This window comes from Sphingomonas sp. CCH10-B3, from assembly GCF_001556185.1.
In the GTDB taxonomy this organism is placed as follows: Bacteria; Pseudomonadota; Alphaproteobacteria; order Sphingomonadales; family Sphingomonadaceae; genus Sphingomonas; species Sphingomonas aquatica.
In genome coordinates this window covers 1-19,126 of record NZ_LSIJ01000063.1, presented here as the reverse complement: position 1 = coordinate 19,126, position 19,126 = coordinate 1, and the positions used below count along the sequence as shown (strand labels likewise).

Annotated in this window: 18 protein-coding genes; 9 read left to right on the top strand and 9 right to left on the bottom strand. The window is 66.3% G+C overall.

The genetic code is table 11. The features are described from left to right. Positions 1 to 40: 40 nt before the first annotated feature. Entirely contained in the window at positions 41 to 514 is a 474-nt protein-coding gene (locus AX672_RS10980; RefSeq protein ID WP_066651334.1) for a hypothetical protein, read from the bottom strand. Between the two features lie 124 nt (positions 515 to 638). Between AX672_RS10980 and AX672_RS10975 the strand changes: the two genes are divergently transcribed. The 3 genes from AX672_RS10975 (at position 639) to AX672_RS10965 (ending at position 2,919) form a co-directional block, all read left to right on the top strand. Next, the gene (locus tag AX672_RS10975) at positions 639 to 1,868 is read left to right on the top strand and encodes a multidrug effflux MFS transporter (RefSeq protein ID WP_066651386.1); all 1,230 of its coding nucleotides are present in this window, start codon (positions 639 to 641) and stop codon (positions 1,866 to 1,868) included. A gap of 101 nt (positions 1,869 to 1,969) precedes the next feature. Further along, the gene (locus tag AX672_RS18615; protein ID WP_168727448.1) at positions 1,970 to 2,323 is read left to right on the top strand and encodes a DNA primase; all 354 of its coding nucleotides are present in this window, start codon (positions 1,970 to 1,972) and stop codon (positions 2,321 to 2,323) included. 128 nt (positions 2,324 to 2,451) lie between these two features. Continuing rightward, the gene (locus AX672_RS10965) at positions 2,452 to 2,919 is read left to right on the top strand and encodes a c-type cytochrome (protein ID WP_066651332.1); all 468 of its coding nucleotides are present in this window, start codon (positions 2,452 to 2,454) and stop codon (positions 2,917 to 2,919) included. A gap of 35 nt (positions 2,920 to 2,954) precedes the next feature. Here the strand turns inward: AX672_RS10965 and AX672_RS10960 are convergent, their stop codons facing one another. The 5 genes from AX672_RS10960 to AX672_RS10940 all read right to left on the bottom strand — a co-directional run bounded on the left by AX672_RS10960 (position 2,955) and on the right by AX672_RS10940 (position 9,405). After that, positions 2,955 to 3,281 (bottom strand): PilZ domain-containing protein, encoded by a 327-nt coding sequence (locus AX672_RS10960; protein ID WP_066651330.1) that lies wholly within the window; start codon positions 3,279 to 3,281, stop codon positions 2,955 to 2,957. A 116-nt stretch (positions 3,282 to 3,397) separates the two neighbouring features. Then, positions 3,398 to 4,153 carry a Crp/Fnr family transcriptional regulator gene (locus AX672_RS10955; protein WP_202189313.1) on the bottom strand — a complete coding sequence of 252 codons (756 nt, stop codon included), beginning with the start codon at positions 4,151 to 4,153 and terminating at the stop codon, positions 3,398 to 3,400. Between the two features lie 244 nt (positions 4,154 to 4,397). Beyond that, a complete protein-coding gene (locus tag AX672_RS10950) occupies positions 4,398 to 7,094 on the bottom strand; it encodes a bifunctional YncE family protein/alkaline phosphatase family protein (RefSeq protein ID WP_168727447.1) in 2,697 nt (898 codons plus the stop codon). A 76-nt stretch (positions 7,095 to 7,170) separates the two neighbouring features. Further along, entirely contained in the window at positions 7,171 to 7,953 is a 783-nt protein-coding gene (locus tag AX672_RS10945; protein WP_066651326.1) for an arginyltransferase, read from the bottom strand. Positions 7,954 to 8,181: 228 nt separating this feature from the next. Next, the gene (locus AX672_RS10940) at positions 8,182 to 9,405 is read right to left on the bottom strand and encodes a threonine ammonia-lyase (RefSeq protein ID WP_066651324.1); all 1,224 of its coding nucleotides are present in this window, start codon (positions 9,403 to 9,405) and stop codon (positions 8,182 to 8,184) included. A 162-nt stretch (positions 9,406 to 9,567) separates the two neighbouring features. Here AX672_RS10940 and AX672_RS10935 point away from each other — a divergent pair, with 162 nt between their 5' ends. Together AX672_RS10935 and AX672_RS10930 are read left to right on the top strand one after the other, a co-directional pair. Further along, positions 9,568 to 11,208, top strand: a complete 1,641-nt coding sequence (locus AX672_RS10935; protein WP_066651322.1) for an amidohydrolase — start codon at positions 9,568 to 9,570, stop codon at positions 11,206 to 11,208. A 152-nt stretch (positions 11,209 to 11,360) separates the two neighbouring features. Next, entirely contained in the window at positions 11,361 to 13,829 is a 2,469-nt protein-coding gene (locus tag AX672_RS10930) for a PhoX family protein (protein ID WP_066651321.1), read from the top strand. A gap of 145 nt (positions 13,830 to 13,974) precedes the next feature. On the opposite strand, the gene ctrA is transcribed toward AX672_RS10930, so the two are convergent. Further along, a complete protein-coding gene (gene ctrA, locus AX672_RS10925; protein ID WP_066651383.1) occupies positions 13,975 to 14,676 on the bottom strand; it encodes a response regulator transcription factor CtrA in 702 nt (233 codons plus the stop codon). Positions 14,677 to 14,788: 112 nt separating this feature from the next. After that, on the bottom strand, positions 14,789 to 15,721 hold the full coding sequence (locus AX672_RS10920; protein ID WP_066651381.1) for a LysR family transcriptional regulator: 933 nt from the start codon (positions 15,719 to 15,721) through the stop codon (positions 14,789 to 14,791). A 110-nt stretch (positions 15,722 to 15,831) separates the two neighbouring features. Between AX672_RS10920 and AX672_RS10915 the strand changes: the two genes are divergently transcribed. Both AX672_RS10915 and wrbA read left to right on the top strand, forming a co-directional pair. Beyond that, positions 15,832 to 16,551 carry a pirin family protein gene (locus tag AX672_RS10915; protein WP_066651320.1) on the top strand — a complete coding sequence of 240 codons (720 nt, stop codon included), beginning with the start codon at positions 15,832 to 15,834 and terminating at the stop codon, positions 16,549 to 16,551. 53 nt (positions 16,552 to 16,604) lie between these two features. Beyond that, the gene (gene wrbA, locus AX672_RS10910; RefSeq protein ID WP_066651319.1) at positions 16,605 to 17,207 is read left to right on the top strand and encodes an NAD(P)H:quinone oxidoreductase; all 603 of its coding nucleotides are present in this window, start codon (positions 16,605 to 16,607) and stop codon (positions 17,205 to 17,207) included. Between the two features lie 16 nt (positions 17,208 to 17,223). Here the strand turns inward: wrbA and AX672_RS10905 are convergent, their stop codons facing one another. Beyond that, positions 17,224 to 17,949: a M15 family metallopeptidase gene (locus AX672_RS10905; RefSeq protein ID WP_066651380.1), complete on the bottom strand. Its 726-nt coding sequence runs from the start codon at positions 17,947 to 17,949 to the stop codon at positions 17,224 to 17,226. Positions 17,950 to 18,031: 82 nt separating this feature from the next. Between AX672_RS10905 and AX672_RS10900 the strand changes: the two genes are divergently transcribed. Then, on the top strand, positions 18,032 to 18,757 hold the full coding sequence (locus AX672_RS10900) for an RluA family pseudouridine synthase (RefSeq protein WP_082730507.1): 726 nt from the start codon (positions 18,032 to 18,034) through the stop codon (positions 18,755 to 18,757). Next, positions 18,750 to 19,126, top strand: a 377-nt coding sequence (gene arfB, locus AX672_RS10895; protein ID WP_066651318.1) for an alternative ribosome rescue aminoacyl-tRNA hydrolase ArfB, incomplete at its 3' end; no start/stop codon positions are given. The genes AX672_RS10900 and arfB, both read left to right, overlap by 8 nt.

The window sequence follows — 19,126 nt, the reverse complement described above, 5'->3', positions numbered from 1 at the left end:
ACAGGACGATTCAGCACCGTTGTGCGAGAATCGGTAACCGTCAGCCGCCTGCGGTGACCATGCCCTTGCTCTTGCCAGCCCCGGCGGGTTCGAGGTCCATGCGGAACGGCTCCTTGTCGTCGTCGGTGCCGACCAGGCTGTTGCCGTCCGCCTTCAGTGTGAAACCGACCTTGCCGAGCCGTTCGGCGAACCAGTCGCGCACCACCGCCGGGTCGGCGGGGCTTTCGAAACCGATGCGGACCTTGCCTTTGCCTTCATCCGTGCCATCGCCCGAAGCGTCGAGGTTGAAGCTGCTGACGGTCGATCCGGGGTAGAGATGGACGCCGTTGAATTCGACATTGCTGGCATCGAGCTTGAGCTTGGGCAGCTTCATCTTGCCCGAAAAACCCGGCACGTTGATCGAAAAATTGCCCGCGCTGCCGTTTTCGTCATAGCGGATGGCGGAGTCGTCGCCCTTGTCGCTGCACGCGGCGAGCGGGGCCACCAACAGGGCAAGAGCAACAAGCGCGCGCATGGGCAGTCCTTTCTGGGTGAGTTACTTAAATAATACGCACCGTGCTCCGTCAGGTCAATCGCCATCGCGCCGCATCGGTGATTAGCGAGTGACGCATGGCCTGTGATCGGGCATGGGCGCCCGGATGAACGCTCCGCAAGCCATTGAACAGGAACAGCGCGCGCCGATCGGATTCGTCGAATTCGTGGCGCTGGTCGCGTCGCTGATGGCGCTGACCGCGCTTGGCATCGATGCGATGCTGCCCGCGCTGCCGGCGATCGGCACGGCGCTGGGAGTCGCGAGCGAGAATCACCGGCAATTCGTGATCAGCGCGTTCCTGCTCGGCTTCGGCCTCGCGCAGCTGGTCCACGGCCCGCTGGCTGACCGGTTCGGGCGGCGCCCGGTGCTGCTTGCAGCGCTTGCCGCCTATGTCGTTGCCAATCTGGTGGCGGCAATGTCGAGTAGTTTCGAGCTGTTGCTGGCGGCGCGTTTTGCAAGCGGGCTGGCGATTGCCGCGTCGCGGGTGGTGACGGTGGCGCTGGTGCGCGACTGCTATTCAGGGCGCCCGATGGCGCGGGTGATGAGCCTTGCGTTCATGGTGTTCATGGCCGCCCCCGTGCTTGCGCCATCCTTTGGTCAGCTGATCCTGCTGTTCGGCAGCTGGCGGCTGATCTTCGTGCTGATCGCGATGGTCAGCGGCGGCGTGCTGGCATGGTTTGCGATCCGCATGCCCGAAACCTTGCCGCCTGAACGCCGCCACCCGTTGTCGTTCGCGCGGCTGATCGCCGACTGGCGGACGACGCTCACCGAGCGCGCGTCGATCGGCTATACGCTGGCGTCGACCGCGCTGCTCGGCGCGCTTTATGGCTTCATCAATTCGGTGCAGCAGATCGTTGCCGCGCTGACCGGCAGCGACCGGCTGCTGGTGCCGGTGTTCATTGGCGTTGCGGGCATGATGGCGCTTGCCAATCTGCTCAATTCGCGGATCGTGCTGCGGCTGGGCACGCGGCGGATCTCGCACACTGCGCTTGCAGGCTTCATCCTGTTGTCGGCGGTGCATCTCGCGGTGGCGGCGAGCGGGATGGAAACGATCTGGAGCTTTGCCGTCCTTCAGGCGCTGGCAATGGCGTGCTTTGGGTTGGCGAGCGCCAATTTCTCGGCAATGGCGATGGAAAAGATGGGCGCGATCGCGGGCACGGCGTCCAGCGTGCAGGGCTTCATCACGGTCACCGCCGGCGCCGTGGTCGGCGCGCTGATCGGCCAGAGCTTCGACGGAACGACGGTGCCGCTCTATGGCAGTTTCCTCGTCGCCTCGCTGATTGCCTTTGCCATCGTCGCGGTCGTCGAGCGTGGGCGCCTGTTCCGCCCGAGCTGATCATCCTAATCCAGTTAACGTCATCACAGAGTCTCCGGAACCGGTGATCATCGGAGCCGTTGGCGGAGTCGGTCCGCAACCAAGCGGCAAGGAGACGGGAAATGAGCATCGGTGGCGTGCAGATTGCCGGAGACGGTCCGGTGGGCGAAGGCTTTGACGAAGATGGCTATGATGAAAGCCAGCGCGCCGAAATCCTGGAAGTGACGGGCGACGGGCCGAGCGATGGCACCGTGCTGACCGATATTGCGCCGGACATGGGCCCCGAGGACGAGGATGCCGACGACGACGATCTCGGCGAGGATGACGATGCCGATCTGGACGAAGACGAAGACGAAGACGAAGACGAGGACGACGCCGACGTCTCCGGCGATGATGACGACGACGATGATGATGATGACGACATGGACGATGACGACGCCGACGAAGGCGATGACGCCGACGACGACGACGATTGATCGACCCATGCGCGCCGCGCCCCGCCGCTATTGGCTGGGGCGCGGTGTTTGCGGACTTGCGCGGCGTCTTGCCGATCGGGCGCGCGCGGCCTAGCCTCCGTCGTCACCGACCCGAGAGGAGAATGCCGATGCGCGTCCTGTTCGCTCTATCCGCTGTCGCACTGGTGTTTGGCGTTGCCGGTAGCGGTTTCGCGGCGCCAGCCGAAACCACGCCGAGTGCCGAGGCGCTGGTTGCCGCACGGCAGTCCGCGTTTCGGCTGAACCTCGGCAATTTCCTGGCGATGAAGGCGGCGATTGCGCGCGGCGACGATGTGAAGACGCTGGCACTGCCCTCCGGCGCCATTGCCGGTTGGGCACGCGCGCTGCCGGGACTGTTCCCCGCTGGCAGCTCGACCCCCAAATCCGAAGCCTTACCCACCGTCTGGAGCGACCGCGCCGGGTTTGAAGCCGCTGCCGCTGCGATGGCGACCGAAGCCGCCAAGCTCAACGCGCTGGCAAAGTCGGGCGACAATGCCGCTTTTGCAGCTCAATTCGCGGTGCTGGGTGGCACCTGCGCTGCCTGCCACAACAAATACAAGGCTGAAGAAAAGCGCTGACGGCCCGTCGCCGCCCTAACGATCACTGTGCCGGGTCAGCGCACCCGCGCAGCGGCGGCGACGTGATCGAGCACGGCGGGATGGAGCGCCTGATTGAAGCGGATGCCGCACTGGTCGCTGCGTGCCCACATCACCATGCCTTCGATCGGGGCAAGCTGGCCGAATTTGACCCACACTGGCTTGCCCGCGCGCAGGAAGATGTTGGAGACTTGGCAGCCCTGACGCGACAGGTCGTTGATGACGGCATTGTGTGCGGTCGTGCCGCGCTCGCGGATCGACGCGATCATCATCACCCGCGCACGCTCGCCTTCGCGACGTTGGGGATCGAACGGCGAACGGAGTGCGGACGGGGGCATCGCCATCGCGATCAGCAGCCGTCAGCGGTTCCGGGCGCAGCAATGCAGCGCAAAGGCTTCGACCTCGAAATCATGCTGCACGTCATTTGCCCGGCCCGGATATGCTTCCCCAGATCGCGAGCCTAGGCCTGAAAGCCTAACAGGAGGTTAGTGCCGCCACTGGGCGGACCGGAGCGCGTCGATCGCGCACCGCGCCCGTCTTCAGTCCCTTGGAAAAGGGCAGCAAAACGCTCCAGCACGGCACGGTCGCGAACGGTAATCCGGCCGCGCGTGCAGCGCAGCGCGCGTTCGCCCTCAAGGATGTGCAGGCAATCGGTGATGGTGGCGCGGCGCAGATTGAGCATCACGCCAAGTTCGCCGTGCTTGATCGCCAGTTCGTCGCCGTCGATGCGGTCATGCAGCATCAGCAGCCAGCGCGCGAGCCGCCGCTCGGCCGGATCGCTCGCGGTCGAGACCACGGCGGCACCCAATTGCTGCATCAGCGCGCCGACCGAGCGCAGCAATGCCGATGTCAGCGTCGCGCTGGCGTCGCACGCCCGTCGCAAGGTCGCCACCGGCAGCGACAGGATGGTTCCGCCCTGCAGCAGTGTGACAGCGGTAAGCGCCGGGGCGGCGCCGCCCAGCAGCACTTCCCAACCGACCATCGCCTCGCGACCGACCAGCCCGACACCCATCGGCCGGCCTGCTGCCGTTTCCGCGCACAGCCCGATCACCGCGGTTTCGGGAAAATAGACGCGGTCGAACGGCTGCGCAGGGTCGAGAAGGATGGCGCCGCCATTGAGAACGTGCCGCTGAAGCCGGCTGGCAATCAGGCACTGGTCCTCGGGCTGCAGCGCGCCGAGCAGCGCATTGTCATGTGGTTCGACCGCGTTCGCCATCATTCGCCCGTGCATCATCACGCCAACCCAAACGAGCCCATGATCCAGCTACGTGTCCGCTAGCGTTCCGGATGCAACGGGTCCGCAGAGGCCCACCATGGGGAGGATGCAGGCAACGATGTGCGCGGTGGATCGTCGAGCGTCTGCCGCGCATCTGGCATGGCACTGCCCGAGCGCCTGCGCGGGGGCAGCGGCGGCGGCGGCGGGGCCGCGTTCGGCCCATGTCGCTGCCCTGGCGAAGGGGCTATTTCCCCTCCGATAGCCCCTTCGCCAGCACGGCATTGAACGCATCGGCGTCGTTCTTGTCCTCTGACTTCCAGTTGAAACCCTTGGTTGCCGCCGCCCACCACGCAGCATCGCGGCGCGGTTGCGCGATCGGACCGGCGGCCTGGCGTGGCGGCAGCGGCAGCTTGGTCGAATAGAGCACGTCCGCGGGCGTCGCCTTGAATGACCAGCGCGGCCCTTGCGCCAGATCGAACACGTCCGCCATCGGCCGCGCGCCGCCGTCGAAGAGGTTGTTCGGCTTCAGGCCCAGGATCGCTTCGATCGTGCGGATCATGTCGACCGTCGTATAGCGTGTCGAGACCACGGCGCCCTGCTTGACATAGGGTCCGGCGACAAACGCGATTGATCGGTGGGCGTCGACATGGTCGGGGCCGTCCTGCGCATCATCCTCGAGCACGAAGACCAAAGTGTCCTTGGCGAAGCGGCTGTTGGCGATCGCTTCGACCAGCAGCCCGACGGCATAGTCATTGTCGGCCTGCTGCGTCTCGGGGGTGTTGACGCCGCGGATGGCAGTGTCGAACGCGCCCATGTGATCGTTCATGAAGCGCACGAACGACAGTGACGGCATCGTCCCCTTGGCCTCGAACTGTTTGAATTCGCGCTGCCATTCGCGGAAGCGGAAGAAATCGGGGAGCTGGCTGTCGAAACCGCGGAAATAGGGGTCGGTGAGCGGCTTCAGGAAGCTGCTGGCGACGACCGCGACCGGAGTCTTGCTCGCGAACGGGTCTTCGAGCGGCGGGATGCCGCCCTTGTCGACGGGCTGGTCGTAACGCGAGAGGTCGAGGAAGAAGCCATAGTTGCGCACCGACTTGCCGGCCCGGTGCGCGGCATCCCACAGATAACCGAGCCCGCGCTCATCCTCTGGCCCGTCGATTTCGGCGGCGTTACGGTTGCCTGCCAGCCGATCGTCGTCCTCGTCGACCAGCGGTTGTGCGGCGCGGCGTTCGGCCTTGTTGCCGCTGACGACGACACCGCGTTCGGTGCCTTCGCTGTCGTAGCTGCCGCCCTTGCCCGAATATTGCGCGTGGACCAGCTGTTCGTTGACGTCGGTTGCGCGGCCGGCCGTGCTCCACTGCCAGCCATCACCCGAGACTTCGCCCGACACGCGGAAATCGTCGAGCGTCACGAATTGTTCGGCCAGCGCATGCTGGTTGGGCGTGATCGCGCGCCCGAACTGGGCCAGGCGCGGGTCGCCGTTGCCGCGCGGCAGGTCGCCGAGCACCTGATCATAGGTGCGGTTTTCCTTGACGATATAGATGACGTGTTTGATCCGCTTGCGCAGCTCAGCCATTTTGAGCGTATCGGCGCGGCTCGCGGCGGCGCCGATCCGGGCGTTGGCAAGCGCGCGCGGCGTCAGCGCCGCAAGCGTCTTGGCCGACGGCAGCGGAATCGTCAGCAGGTCCGAGCGGACGCGCTGGAGGATGTAATCATTGCTTGCCCGGCCGACGCGCGGTTTAGCGCAGTCGCCCTGCTGCTTCATCCGTACGATCTGCGCGCACCAGCCGCGATTGGGGCCGGCCTGACCCTTGGTATCGATCACGAACAGCCGCTTCGGTGTCCAGGCGACCGCGGCGGGGTACCAGCCGGTCGGGATCAACCCGGCGAGGCGTGGCTTGCGGGCAGCGAGGCTGATGACGGCGACCGCATTGGTGCCGGCATTGGTGGCATAGAGCGTGCGCTCGTCGCCCGACAGGGCGAGGCTGGTCGGCGTGGCGCCGCGCGGCCGCGTGCGCGTGTCGGGCAGGGTCGGGACGGCTTGCGCGACCACGCCCTTCGCCGCATCGACGATCTCGACCAGATCGGCATTGTCCTCGGTCACGAACAGGCGTTTGCCCGCGCGGTCGGCGATGACGCGGTTGGGCACGCCCTTCAGCGCGACGCGGCGCAGCACCCGCCCCGCGACCGGGTCGACCTCGACCAGCTCGCGGTCGCGCTGGCTCGTCACCCAGAGCGTCTTGCCCGCAACCGCGATCCAGTAAGGCGAAGTGCCGCCGGGCTTGCCGCCACCGGGGCGCAGATCGATCTCGCGCACCGCGCCGCTGGCAAGATCGACGATCGACACGCTGTCATTGTGGCGATTGGCGACGGCGAGCCGGGTGTCGCGGTCGAACAAGGCGATGCCGGCGGCGAGCGGCTTGGTGTCGATGCCGATGCCCGCGCCATGGCCGAGCTTGATGGGCGTGCCGATGAGGGTCCAGACGCCGCCCGCCTCGGCATAGCCGCGCACGCTGTCGTCGACGCCGGTCGCGACATAGAGCTTGCGACCGTCGGCGCTCCACGCGAGCCCGCCATAGCTGGCTGGCACATCGATCGTCGCGGTGCGGCGCGGGGTGGGGCCGGTCACGTCGTATATGACGATGAAATCGCCCGTCGCCTTGGGATTGAGCGGCTTGCCGTCCGGCCCTGCCAGGCTGTTGGTGCCCGCCGTCACGATCGCCAGCCGGGTGCGATCGGGCGACAGCACCGCGTTGACGGCAAACCCGAGCTTCAGCCCCGGCAGCTCGGCGACTTCGGGATCGAGCGCGATCATGGTGCTGCCCGGTGCGGCGAGCGGGGTGATGCGCTGGCCGGTCGGCAGGATGTCGTCAGCGGCCACCGCCATGCTGTCAGAGGCCAACCCCGTACCGAGCAGCGCCAGCGCAACCGCGATCCGCATCATCCGTCTCCCATGATCGATGCCCCCGATAGCATCGGCGGCATGACGCGACTGTGACAGTCGCCGGAGGCAGGCGCTAGACCAGCTCGTCAGCGGGCAGCGGGAGCTTGGCCGGTGCGGCGTCTTCGTCCGCGAGCAGGCTCCAGCCGGTCGGCCCGAGCACTTCGATCGGGCGATAACGCGTCTTGTAGCTCATCCGCGCGCTGCCCTTCACCCAATAGCCGAGATAGACATAGGGCAGCCCCGCGGCGCGCGCGCGCAGGATGTGATCGAGAATGATGAGATTGCCTAGGCCCTGACGCTCTTCATGGTCGGCATCGAAGAAGCTGTAGATCATCGACAGCCCGTCGACCTGCTGATCGGTCAGGCAAGCGCCGACCAGCCGCCCGCGTCGCCCCGGGCGCGCAGGCTCGCGATATTCGATGACATAGGATTTGACCGGCGACTGCTCGACCATGTCGGCATAATCGGCCTCGTCCATCCCGGCCATGCCGCCGCCGGGATGGCGGCTCGCCAGATAGCGACGGAGCAGATCATATTGCTCGTCGGTCGCCCATGGCTGACAGGCGCGCACATCGAGATCGGCGTGGCGGCGGATCAGCTTGCGCTGCGTCGCGTTGGGCGCGAACTGGTCCGCGACCACGCGGACCGACACGCAGGCCGAACATCCCGCGCAGCTCGGGCGATAGGCCACGGACTGGCTGCGGCGGAACCCGATTCGGCCAAGCGCGTCGTTGAGTTCGGCGGCGTGCGGCCCGGCCAGCTCGGTGAACACTTTGCGCTCCAGCCGCCCCGGCAGATAGGGGCAGGGCGACGGGCTGGTCACGAAGAAGCGCGGAAAGCGAAAAGGCGCGGTCACCGCTCGATGGTCCCCTCGCGCGACGCCCGCCGACGCGCTTGGGGGCTGTTATGAATCGTCGCGATCATGATGAAAAGCCGCTTTACCACGAAAGAGGGTTAACAGAGCTGTGGATTAGCGGGAGATGCGCAATCGGCACGCCGCGATGATAGCCGATCGGCCACCGCGCCGCACGCGGCCGCCGACTCGGTCCGTCGCTCGTGAGATTCGCTTCGGCTCGCGGTCGCCTCAGGCGAGTTCGATCAGGCTCGCTTCATAACCGGCGGCGCGCACTGCCGTCAGCAGCCGCTCAAGATGCGCGCGGTCGCGGGTTTCGCATTCGATCTCGGTGATCAGCCCCTTGGCGGGCAGCGAGGTGAAAATGCGCTGGTGATAGACTTCCATGATGTTGACGCGTTCGGCATCGAATACGCCCGCCAGCTTGAACAGCGCGCCCGGCTGGTCCTGCAGCCGGATCTGCACGCGCGCGAGCCGCCCCGAACGCGCGAGATCGCGGACCAGCACATTCGCCAGCAGCCGCGTGTCGATGTTGCCGCCGCACAGCACCAGCCCGACGGTCTTGCCCTTGAAGCGTTCGGGATGCTGGATCAGCGCGGCAAGGCCAGCGGCGCCCGCGCCCTCGACCACGGTCTTTTCGATCTGGACGAGCAGCGACACCGCTTTTTCGAGGCTGCGCTCGCTCACCAGCACGATGTCGTCGACCAGCAGTTCGACCATGCGGCCGGTGATCAGGCCCGGTTCCTTCACCGCAATGCCCTCCGCCAGCGTTTCGCCGCCGCAGGGCAGCTGGCCGTTGCGGACGCGGTTGTACATCGACGGGAACAGTTCGGCCTCGACGCCGACGACCTCGATCGGGCGGCCCGCCGCGCGCGCGACGACCGCCATGCCGCTGATCAGCCCGCCGCCGCCGATCGGCGTTACGAACATGTCGATGTCGGGCGCATCCTCCAGCATTTCGATCGCGGCGGTGCCTTGCCCGGCGATGATCCGCCGGTCGTCGAACGGATGGACGAACGTCAGGCCCTGTTCGGCCTCGAGCATGCGCGCATGCGCATAGGCTTCGTCGAACGTCTCGCCGACCAGAATCACATTGGCGCCGTGACCTTCGGTCTGCGTGACCTTCACGATCGGCGTCGTCGTCGGCATAACGATCGTCGCCGGAATGCCGAGCCGGTGCGCGTGATAGGCCAACCCCTGCGCATGATTGCCCGCCGATGCCGCGATCACGCCCTTGGTGTCGCGCGGCAACTGCAGCAGCGTGTTGAGCGCGCCACGTTCCTTGTAGGCGGCGGTGAACTGGTGATTTTCGAACTTCAGATAAACGGTCGCGCCGGTCAGTTCGGACAACGTGCGGCTGACGAGCGTCGGCGTGCGGACGATCGCGCCGGCGATGCGGGCATGGGCCGCGCGGATGTCGTCGATCGAAACGGGAAGGTCGGGGATGCTCGCCATGCGCGCGGTTCGGTCCTCTTGCTGCCGGGCTGCGGGTACAGTCCAAGGGCGGTGGTGGGGCGGGGGCCTAGACCATCTGGCGCCATGGGGGAACAGTGCTTATGCCCGAGGGCTGCTGGCCATGCCCTGCCAGCCGATTGCCTGTGCCTGGAGACGAAGTGAATGAAAAAGCTGCTCGCGCTCGCTGCCCTGCTGCTGGCCGCCCCGGCCCACGCCGATGGACTGGTCGACAATGTCGACGGCGTCACGCTCGACGAGCGCGGCGTGGTCGTCCGCTTCAGTGCTCTCTTGGTGTCGAACGAGGGCAAGGTCGTGCGGCTGCTGAAGGACGGCGACAAGCGCCCCGACCGGCTCGACTGGCGCGCCGACATGAAGGGCAAGGTGCTGATCCCCGGCTTCGTCGACGCGCACGGCCATGTGATGGAACTCGGCTTCCGTGCGCTCGAACTCGATCTGTCGGACACCAAGACGCTTGACGAGGCCAAGGCGAAGATCGCCGCCTATGCGGCGGCCAACCCTGAGCGCAAATGGATCCTCGGCGGCGGCTGGAACCAGGAGAAATGGGGGCTGGGGCGCTTCCCGACGGCGGCCGACCTTGATGCCGCCGTGAGCGACCGCCCGGTCTGGCTCTCGCGTGCCGACGGCCATGCCAGCTGGGCCAATACGGCGGCGATGAAGGCTGCCGGCGTCACTGCCAAGAGCGAGACGCCGGCGGGCGGGCGGATCGAAAAGACCGGTACCGAACCCAATGGCGTGTTCGTCGATTCAGCGCAGGCGCTGGTGCAGCGCGCGGTGCCGATGCCGCTGCCGAAGGAACGGGCGCTCGCATTCTACAAGGCGCAGGAAATCCTGCTCGGTTTCGGCATCACTGCGACCGCCGACATGGGCACGACGCTCGACGACTGGATGACCTATCGCCGCGCCGGAGACGCAGGCGCAATGCGCGTGCGGATCATGAGCTATGGCGCGGGCGTCGAGGATACGATCCGCATCGGCGGCACCGGGCCGACGCCGTGGCTGTATCAGGGGCGGCTGAAGCTGAACGGCGTCAAGCTCTACACCGATGGCGCGCTCGGCTCGCGCGGCGCGTGGCTGAAGGCGCCTTATAGCGATGCTGCCACGCAAAGCGGTGCGGGGTTCCTGAGCGATGCACAGCTGCGCAACCTGATGAGCCGCGCGGCGATGGACGGCTATCAGGTCGCGGTGCACGCGATCGGCGACCGCGCCAATGCGCAGGTGCTGGGCGCGATCGACGAGCTTGCCGACACGTACAAGGGCGACCGACGCTGGCGGATCGAGCATGCCCAGATCGTCGACCCTGCTGACCTGCCGCAGTTCGCGCGCCACGGCACGATTGCCTCGATGCAGCCGGTGCACGAGACCAGCGACCGAACGATGGCCGAGGCGCGGCTTGGACAAGATCGTCTGGCGGGCGCCTATGCCTGGGCAACGATGCTGAAGCAGGGCGTGCCGCTCGCGTTCGGTACCGACTATCCGGTCGAAAGCCCCGATCCCTTCGCTGGCTGGGCGGCCGGGTTCACTCGCACTGATGCCGAAGGGCAGCCGTTCGGCGGTTGGCAGCCGCAGGAACGCGTGACGCGCGAACAGGCGTGGAAAGCCTATACAATCGACGCCGCCTATGCCGGTTTTGCCGAGGCGCAGTTCGGGCGGCTTGCCCCCGGCCAATATGCCGATTTCATCATCGTCGATCGTGATCCGACCGCCGTTTCGGCCAGCGACCTGCGCGCGACCAAGGTCGAGCAGACGTGGATCGGCGGCGTCAAGGTTTGGCAAAAGCGTTGATGCGTGCGGGCACTTACGTCCTTTGCAACATTAGCGACCAATAACATTCACCAAGGAGTCATTGAAAGTCCATCAAAGCGTCGGATTGGGCGCGCAATACCCTTGAGTAATCTTAATGCGATCAAGGAATCGCACAACCTCAGGGGGTTAGCATGACTGAGTCGATGAGTGTTTGCTTCAGCTACGACGATGGCGACGTCGATACCAACCGGACTGACAATCCCTCGCTGAATGCGATGATCGATGCGCGCTATTCGCGGCGTGAAGCGCTGCGCAGCGGTGCCTCGGCAGCAGCCATCGCCGTGTTCGGCGGCTCGGTGCTCTCGGCTTGCACGTCCAACGCGGTGACGCCGACGGCAGCTGACCCCGTGCCGGTCGTCACCTTCGGTTCGTCGGGCAACACCAGCGCAGGGCGCGTCGTGACGCTGACCGGCACTGCAACCGACAATGGCAGCGTTGCTTCGCAGACGGTGTTCCAGATTTCGGGTCCGCCCGTCACGCTGATCCCCGGTGCGACCGCGGGCGTGTTCACCTTCGTCGCGCCCGCCGTGTCGGCCGCGACGCAGCTCGTTTTCCGCTATCAGGCGAACGACAATCTGGCGCAGGCAAGCACCGCCGACACGACCGTCACGGTGTCGCCCGCGCAGATCGGCTTCACGGCTGTCGCGAAGAATCGCAGCGACGTCGTCACCGTCCCCGCCGGTTACACCGTGACGGTGCTTTACCGCACGGGTGACCCGATCAACGCCAGCACGCCAGCATACCGCAACGACGGCACCGACAACGATTATGGCAATCGCTCGGGCGACCATCACGACGCGGTATATTATTACGGTCTGAATTCCGCCGGGACGGCGCGCGACGACACCAACAACAGCCGCGGCCTGCTCGTGATGAACCACGAGAACATCAACCAGCAGTATCTGCATCCGAACGGTCCGACCACCGTCGCTGGCGCCCGCCCTGAAGTCGAAGCGATCCGGGAAATGGAATGCCATGGCCTGAGCGTGATCGAAGTCACCCGCAGCGCTGCGGGTGCCTGGAGCTACACCGTCGGCAGCAATTTCAACCGCCGCATCACGCCGCTGACCCCGACCGTGATGAGCGGTCCGGCGGCTGGCACGCCGCAGATGCGTACGGTGTTCTCGCCGACTGGTCGTGCAGGCCGGGGCACGCTTAACAATTGCGCCAATGGCTACACGCCTTGGGGAACCAACCTGACGGCCGAGGAGAACTGGGCGGGCTATTTCCGTCGTCCGCCCGCGACCGACAATCCGTTGCGCTCGGCGAAGGAAGTCGTCGCGCTGACCCGCGCCGGCGTGACGAGCACCACTGGTGCCTATGGCTGGGCGAGCGTCGTTCCTGCCGATCCTGCCAATACGATTTTCCGTCGTCACAATGTCGCCGTGACCGGCGCAACGGCCACCGACGATTATCGCAACGAACACAACCAGTTCGGCTGGATCGTGGAAATCGATCCCTATGACCGCACCGCCGCGCCGCGCAAGCGCACCGCGCTTGGCCGCTTCAACCATGAAGGTGCATGGCCATCGAACTTCGTCGCCGGTCGTCGCCCCGCCTGGTACATGGGCGACGACGCGCAGAACGAATATCTCTACAAGTTCGTGTCGGCGACGCCGTGGGTGCCCGCCGATGCGCAGGCAGCCGATCGCCTCGCAATCGGCGACAAGTATCTCGACGCGGGCACGCTCTACGTCGCGATCTTCAATCCCGATGGTACCGGCACTTGGGCCGCGCTCACCTTCGGCAACGGTCCGCTGACGCCGGCGAACACGACCTATTCGTTTGCCGATCAGGCCGATGTTCTCATCAACTCGCGCCTCGCCGCCGACGCGCTCGGCGCGACCCGGATGGACCGCCCCGAATGGACCGCCGTCAATCCGGCAACCGGCGAAGTCTATCTCACCCTCACCAACAATGCGTCGCGCACGCCGGCGAACACCAACGCCTCGAACCCGCGCGCTTATGTCGATCCGCCGAGCGCGGCGGTCGGCAACCGCAACGGCCACATCCTGCGCCTGCGCGAAATCGGCGACAATTCGGAAAGCGTCGGCTTCACTTGGGACATCTATCTGTTCGGCGCCGGTGCCGATCTGGATGCGACCAACATCAACCTGTCCGGCCTCGACGCGACCAACGATTTCTCGTCGCCCGACGGCCTGTGGTTCGGTCGCCCCTCGAACGCGTCGGGCCAGATCAACCCGTTCCTGTGGATCCAGACCGACGACAACGCCTTCCGCGATGTCACCAACAACCAGATGCTGCTTGCCGTCCCCGGCACGGTGAACGACGGCGGCGTCCGCACGGTCACCAACTCGGGTGGCGCCACGCAGGCGACGCGCGTCGGCCGGGCGCCCGGTACCCAGCTCCGCCGCTTCCTCGTCGGACCGAACGATTGCGAAATCACCGGCGTCGACTCGACGCCGGACGGTCGCACGCTGTTCGTGAACATCCAGCACCCGGGCGAAAACGGCACCCCGACTGCGCCGACCAGCAGCTGGCCGACCACTCAGGCGACGGGCACGGCACCGGCCGGCACCCGTCCGCGCTCGGCGACGATCGTCATCACCAAGAATGACGGCGGTATCGTCGGCCTCTGATCATCCCCCGAACCTCAGCGGGAGGTCGCAGCTGCGACCTCCCGTTTTTTATGCGCAGGCGGCGATGTGCCGGCTGCACGGTGCAAGAAAAAGGCCCGCGATCCGGCGTGGATCGCGGGCCTTTGCCCCCTTGGAAACTGGTTGGTCAGGCGACCTTGGCGCTGCCTACTTCGTCGGGCTCGCGCAGCACATAGCCACGGCCCCAGACGGTTTCGATGTAGTTTTCGCCATCGCAGGCCATGCTGAGCTTCTTGCGCAGCTTGCAGATGAACACGTCGATGATCTTGAGCTCAGGCTCGTCCATGCCGCCGTAAAGGTGGTTCAGGAACATTTCCTTCGTCAGTGTGGTGCCCTTGCGCAGCGAAAGCAGCTCGAGCATCGCATATTCCTTGCCGGTCAGATGGACGCGGGCGCCATCGACTTCGACGGTCTTGGCGTCGAGATTGACCGCCAGCTTGCCGGTGCGGATCATGCTCTGCGAATGGCCCTTCGAGCGGCGCACCACCGCATGGATGCGCGCGACGAGCTCTTCGCGGTGGAACGGCTTGGTGACATAGTCATCGGCGCCGAAGCCGAAGCTGCGCACCTTCGAATCCATTTCGGCATTGCCCGACAGGATCAGCACCGGCGTCTGCACGCGGGCAACGCGCAGCTTCTTCAGCACGTCATAACCGTGCATATCGGGCAGATTCAGGTCGAGACAGATGATGTCGTAATCATAGAGCTTGCCCAGATCGAGGCCTTCCTCGCCCAGGTCGGTCGTATAGACATTGAAGCCCTCGCCCGAGAGCATCAGTTCAATCGCCTTCGCCGTCGTCGGCTCGTCCTCGATCAGCAGCACGCGCATCTGGCTTTCCCCCTGTTGCAGCGCCACGCCCACCTGTTCGGCGCATCGCTCACGGTACAGCATTAACCAAACAACGGATGAAGGCAAAAGGTTAATTTGTGATTAAGTGGCCTCAATCCACGAGTCGCGGCGAGTCAATCACTGGGTCGGGCGGGCATTGGCGCCGGATCTCGTCGGTAAGGAAGCTTATCAGCGCCTCAACGCGTGCGGGCCGGAGCGTGCCGGGCGGCGTCATCAAATGCAGTGCAACCGGCGCCGTGCGCCAGTCGGTCAGGATCGGCTCGACCGTCCCGGCAGCAATATCGCCAGCGATGATGAAGTCGGGCAGGACGGCAATACCCAGCCCTGCGCGCAGTGCCGGCAGGATCGCTTCGCCGCTGTTGGCGCCGAGCGGGCCGGCAAAGCGCACCGCGACTTCGGCGCCGCCGGGGCCATATAAATGCAGCGGCCCGCTCGCATTGGTATAGCCCAGCAGCCGGTGCTCGCCGAGCTGGCCGGCGTGGGTCGGGCGGCCGTGGCGCGCCAAATAGGCCGGGGCGGCGATGATATGCATCGCCACTGGCCCCAGCCGCCGCGCGCGGAGCGAACTATCGGGCAGGCTGCCGATGCGCAGTGCGATGTCGAAACCTTCGGCGACGATGTCGGTCACGGCATCGGAGAGGTTGAGTTCGATCTCGATCCGCTCATGCTCGGCAAGGAAGCGCGCCAGCAGCGGGGCGACATGGGCGAGGCCAAAGCTCATCGGTGCACTCACCCGCACCCGCCCGGCCAACGATGCCGCGCCATCGTTCGCCGCCTCCTCAGCCGCGCGCGCCTCGGCAAGGATGCGCTGTGCATGATCGGCGAGCGACCGCCCGCTTTCGGTCAGCGCCAGCCGCCGCGAGGTGCGATGGAACAGCCCGGTGCCGAGTTGCGTTTCAAGCCGCGTGATTGCTTTCGACACGGTCGCTTTCGACAGGCCGATTGCGTCGGCTGCGCCGCTGAACGACCTGTGTTCGACCACACAGGCAAAGATCGCCCAGGCTTCAAGATCGGGTAACCGCATCGCCATCTCCTGCCTCCCAATCCGCTATCAGGGGAAACGATAGGTTTCCATCGTTTCCATTTACCGCGCAATCAAATTCCCTATCTTGGCGGCAACAAAGGAGACACGCGATGACAACCACCACCCAATCGCATATCGACCGTCGCACCTTCGACAGCCTGGGCCATGCCGATCACGGTTGGCTGAACGCGCGGCATCACTTCTCGTTCGCTGATTATTATGATCCCGATCGCATGGGCTGGGGCGCGATCCGCGTCTGGAACGACGACGAGATCGCCTCCAACAGCGGCTTCCCGCCGCACCCCCACCGCGACATGGAAATCATCACTTATGTCCGTTCGGGGGCGATCACGCATCAGGACTCGCTCGGCAACAAGGGTCGCACCGAAGCGGGCGACGTGCAGGTCATGAGCGCAGGCACGGGCGTGCGCCATGCCGAGTACAACCTTGAGCCCGAGACGACGACGCTGTTCCAGATCTGGATCCAGCCCAAGCGGCTCGGCGGCAGCCCCAGCTGGGGTGCCAAGCCCTTCCCCAAGGCGGACCGTAGCGGCAAGTTCGTGACGCTCGCCAGCGGCTTTGCCGAGGATGAAGGCGCGCTGCCGATCCGCGCCGACGCGCGGGTGCTGGCAGCAACCGTGCAGGCCGGCGAGACGATCAGCTATGCGATCGGCGAAGGGCGCCATGCCTATCTCGTTCCGGCGCGCGGCACGATCGAGGTCGACGGCGAGCGCATCAATGCGCGCGACGGCGCAGCTATCCTGGGCGGCCGCACGATCAGCGTGACGGCAATCGACGACGCCGAAGTCGTCCTCGTCGACAGCGAATAATCTTCCCCCCAACCCCCTCCCGCTCGCGGGAGGGGGCATTTTGGAGACCTGCCATGACCAAAGTCCTCGTCCTCTATTATTCCTCCTATGGCCATATCGAGCAGATGGCCGAAGCCGTCGCCGAAGGCGCGCGCTCGGCGGGCGCCGAGGTCGACATCCGCCGCGTCCCCGAAACCGCGCCGCAGGCCGTGGTCGAAGCCGCGCATTTCAAGACCGACACCGCGCATCCGGTGATCGAAGGGCCGCAAGCGCTCGCCCAATATGACGCGATCATCGTCGGCACGCCGACCCGCTTTGGCCGCATGGCGAGCCAGATGGCGGCGTTCTGGGACACCGCCGGTGGCGTGTGGATGTCGGGCGCGTTGCACGGCAAGGTCGGCGGCGCCTTCACCTCGACCGCGACGCAGCATGGCGGTCAGGAAACGACCTTGTTTTCGGTGATCACCAACCTGCTCCACTTTGGCCTGACGATCGTCGGGCTCGATTACGGCCATCAGGACCAGATGCGCGTCGACGAAGTGCTGGGTGGCGCCCCCTATGGTGCGACCACTGTCGCGGCCGGTGACGGCAGCCGCCAGCCGAGCGCGATCGACCTTGCCGGTGCGCGTTATCAGGGCCGCCGCATCGCCGAGGTTGCGGCCAAGATCGCCGCCTGATCGACCCGGCCGCCGATCAGCGCGGCATCGTGAAGCCCGGCGCGGGCGCCAATGCTCGCGCCGGGTTGTCGGCAGTCGTCGGTCGTGCCGGGAAAGTGGCGCGTGCGGTCGCAAAGGTCGCCCGCGCCGCTGCCGACCCGGGGATCAGCAACGACGTGCCGACCCACCGCCAGTGCCATGGCTCCCACGTCACGCCCTGCGCATTGCCCGGCGGGAAGCTCAATTCGAAACCGAAGTCGGGGCCGTGCTGCATCAGCCAGCGCCCTGCCGCGGTGCCCGCAAAGCACGCCGACACATCGCCGCAGCCCGGCGACGGCCGCGTTCCGAAATCGATCGCATAGCCAGTCGCATGCTCGCTATAGCCCGGCGGGCCGACGAAGCGGGCGCGGTCGGCCGCTGTGCGCGCGCGCTTTTTCGGGCCGATCGCGCCGCAGAATACCTGCCGCTGATGCGCGATCGATCGATAGCAGGAAACCGCGCGCAACCGCCCCTTTACCTGCGGGTCGGCGTCGGCGACGGCAAGCATGCGGCCCAGATCAATCGCGACTTCGGGCCGCACCCGGCACGGCGCGCCGATCGCGAAACCGGCAGGCGCCGCCACCAGATCAGCGGCGCGCGCCTCGTCATAGCGGATATGGCCCAGCATCCGCCCGTCGACGGCGGCCACTTCCTGCGTCGGGCACAGTAACTCTGCCTGCGCGCCGTCCGAAGCCAGCGCCAGCCAAGCCAGCGCAGCCGCCATCGCGTGCTTCATAGGTCCCCCGGATAACGTCTGATTTACCCTAGCTCTGGCATGTCGGCGCCAAGACTGGCAAGGGCAGTTGATGCTTGCCGACCATGTCCTGTTCATCGATGCCGAAGCGATCGTGATCGACAAGCCAAGCGGCCTGCCGGTCGATCCGCCGCGTGACGGCGGCCTCAGCCTCGAAAACCACTTGCAGGGCCTGACCTTCGGCTTCCAGCGCTGGCCCGTCGCGGTCCACCGGCTCGATCGCGACACCAGCGGCTGTCTGCTGTTGTCGCGCAACCCGAAGGCGCAGGCGCGCTTTCAGGCAGCGTTCGAGGCGGGGACCGTCGCCAAGCGCTATATCGCTGTGCTCGACGGCGTGCCCGAGGGTGAGAACGGGCTGATCGACCTCGCGCTGATCAAAGTCAGCACGGCGGAGACCGGCTGGCGGATGACGGGTGACGCCAAGGGCAAGCCATCGCGCACGCATTGGCGGCTGCTGCGGGTCGAGGGCGGACAATCGCTGGTCGAATTCCGCCCCGAGACCGGTCGTACCCACCAGATCCGTGTCCATGCCGCCGAAGGGCTCGGCTGCCCGGTGGCGGGCGATCCGGTGTATGGCAAGGCGGGTCCGCACGGGATGCTGCTCCACGCCGCCGAGCTGAGCGTGCCGCGCGGGGCCAAGCCACCGGTGCATGCGATCGCGCCGACCCCGCCGCGCTTTGCCGCGGCCGGCTTCGATCACCCCGAGCCGAACGCGACGGGCCCCGTTGATCCGACCGCGCCGCCGCCTGCCACCGACACCGCATCGGACCATGGCTGACTTCGTCCTGCCAGAGGCGGCGATCGAGGAGAAGTTCCTCGCCGCGACTGGCCCCGGCGGGCAGAATGTCAACAAGGTCGCGACCGCCTGCCAGTTGCGTGTCGATGTCTTCGCGCTCGGCCTTGCCCCCGATGTGTACGCCCGGCTCAAGCGGCTCGCGGGCAGCAAGATGACTGCGACCGGCAGCCTGCTCATCACCGCGCGCCAGCACCGCACGCAGGAAGCCAACCGCGCCGACGCCCGCGAGCGCGCGACGGCGCTGATCGTGGCCGCGCACCAGCGCCCGGTGCGGCGGGTGAAGACCAAGCCCTCCAAAACCGCCAAGGCCAAGCGGGTCAACGAGAAAAAGGGCCGGAGTGTGGTGAAGGC

What these genes read in the sequence shown, in the direction of transcription:
- AX672_RS10980 (WP_066651334.1), bottom strand. Translation starts at nt 514, where the DNA reads ATGCGCGCGCTTGTTGCTCTTGCCCTGTTGGTGGCCCCGCTCGCCGCG.
- AX672_RS10975 (WP_066651386.1), top strand. Translation starts at nt 639, where the DNA reads ATGAACGCTCCGCAAGCCATTGAACAGGAACAGCGCGCGCCGATCGGA.
- AX672_RS18615 (WP_168727448.1), top strand. Translation starts at nt 1,970, where the DNA reads ATGAGCATCGGTGGCGTGCAGATTGCCGGAGACGGTCCGGTGGGCGAA.
- AX672_RS10965 (WP_066651332.1), top strand. Translation starts at nt 2,452, where the DNA reads ATGCGCGTCCTGTTCGCTCTATCCGCTGTCGCACTGGTGTTTGGCGTT.
- AX672_RS10960 (WP_066651330.1), bottom strand. Translation starts at nt 3,281, where the DNA reads ATGGCGATGCCCCCGTCCGCACTCCGTTCGCCGTTCGATCCCCAACGT.
- AX672_RS10955 (WP_202189313.1), bottom strand. Translation starts at nt 4,153, where the DNA reads ATGGCGAACGCGGTCGAACCACATGACAATGCGCTGCTCGGCGCGCTG.
- AX672_RS10950 (WP_168727447.1), bottom strand. Translation starts at nt 7,094, where the DNA reads ATGCGGATCGCGGTTGCGCTGGCGCTGCTCGGTACGGGGTTGGCCTCT.
- AX672_RS10940 (WP_066651324.1), bottom strand. Translation starts at nt 9,405, where the DNA reads ATGGCGAGCATCCCCGACCTTCCCGTTTCGATCGACGACATCCGCGCG.
- AX672_RS10935 (WP_066651322.1), top strand. Translation starts at nt 9,568, where the DNA reads ATGAAAAAGCTGCTCGCGCTCGCTGCCCTGCTGCTGGCCGCCCCGGCC.
- AX672_RS10930 (WP_066651321.1), top strand. Translation starts at nt 11,361, where the DNA reads ATGACTGAGTCGATGAGTGTTTGCTTCAGCTACGACGATGGCGACGTC.
- ctrA (WP_066651383.1), bottom strand. Translation starts at nt 14,676, where the DNA reads ATGCGCGTGCTGCTGATCGAGGACGAGCCGACGACGGCGAAGGCGATT.
- AX672_RS10920 (WP_066651381.1), bottom strand. Translation starts at nt 15,721, where the DNA reads ATGCGGTTACCCGATCTTGAAGCCTGGGCGATCTTTGCCTGTGTGGTC.
- AX672_RS10915 (WP_066651320.1), top strand. Translation starts at nt 15,832, where the DNA reads ATGACAACCACCACCCAATCGCATATCGACCGTCGCACCTTCGACAGC.
- wrbA (WP_066651319.1), top strand. Translation starts at nt 16,605, where the DNA reads ATGACCAAAGTCCTCGTCCTCTATTATTCCTCCTATGGCCATATCGAG.
- AX672_RS10905 (WP_066651380.1), bottom strand. Translation starts at nt 17,949, where the DNA reads ATGGCGGCTGCGCTGGCTTGGCTGGCGCTGGCTTCGGACGGCGCGCAG.
- AX672_RS10900 (WP_082730507.1), top strand. Translation starts at nt 18,032, where the DNA reads ATGCTTGCCGACCATGTCCTGTTCATCGATGCCGAAGCGATCGTGATC.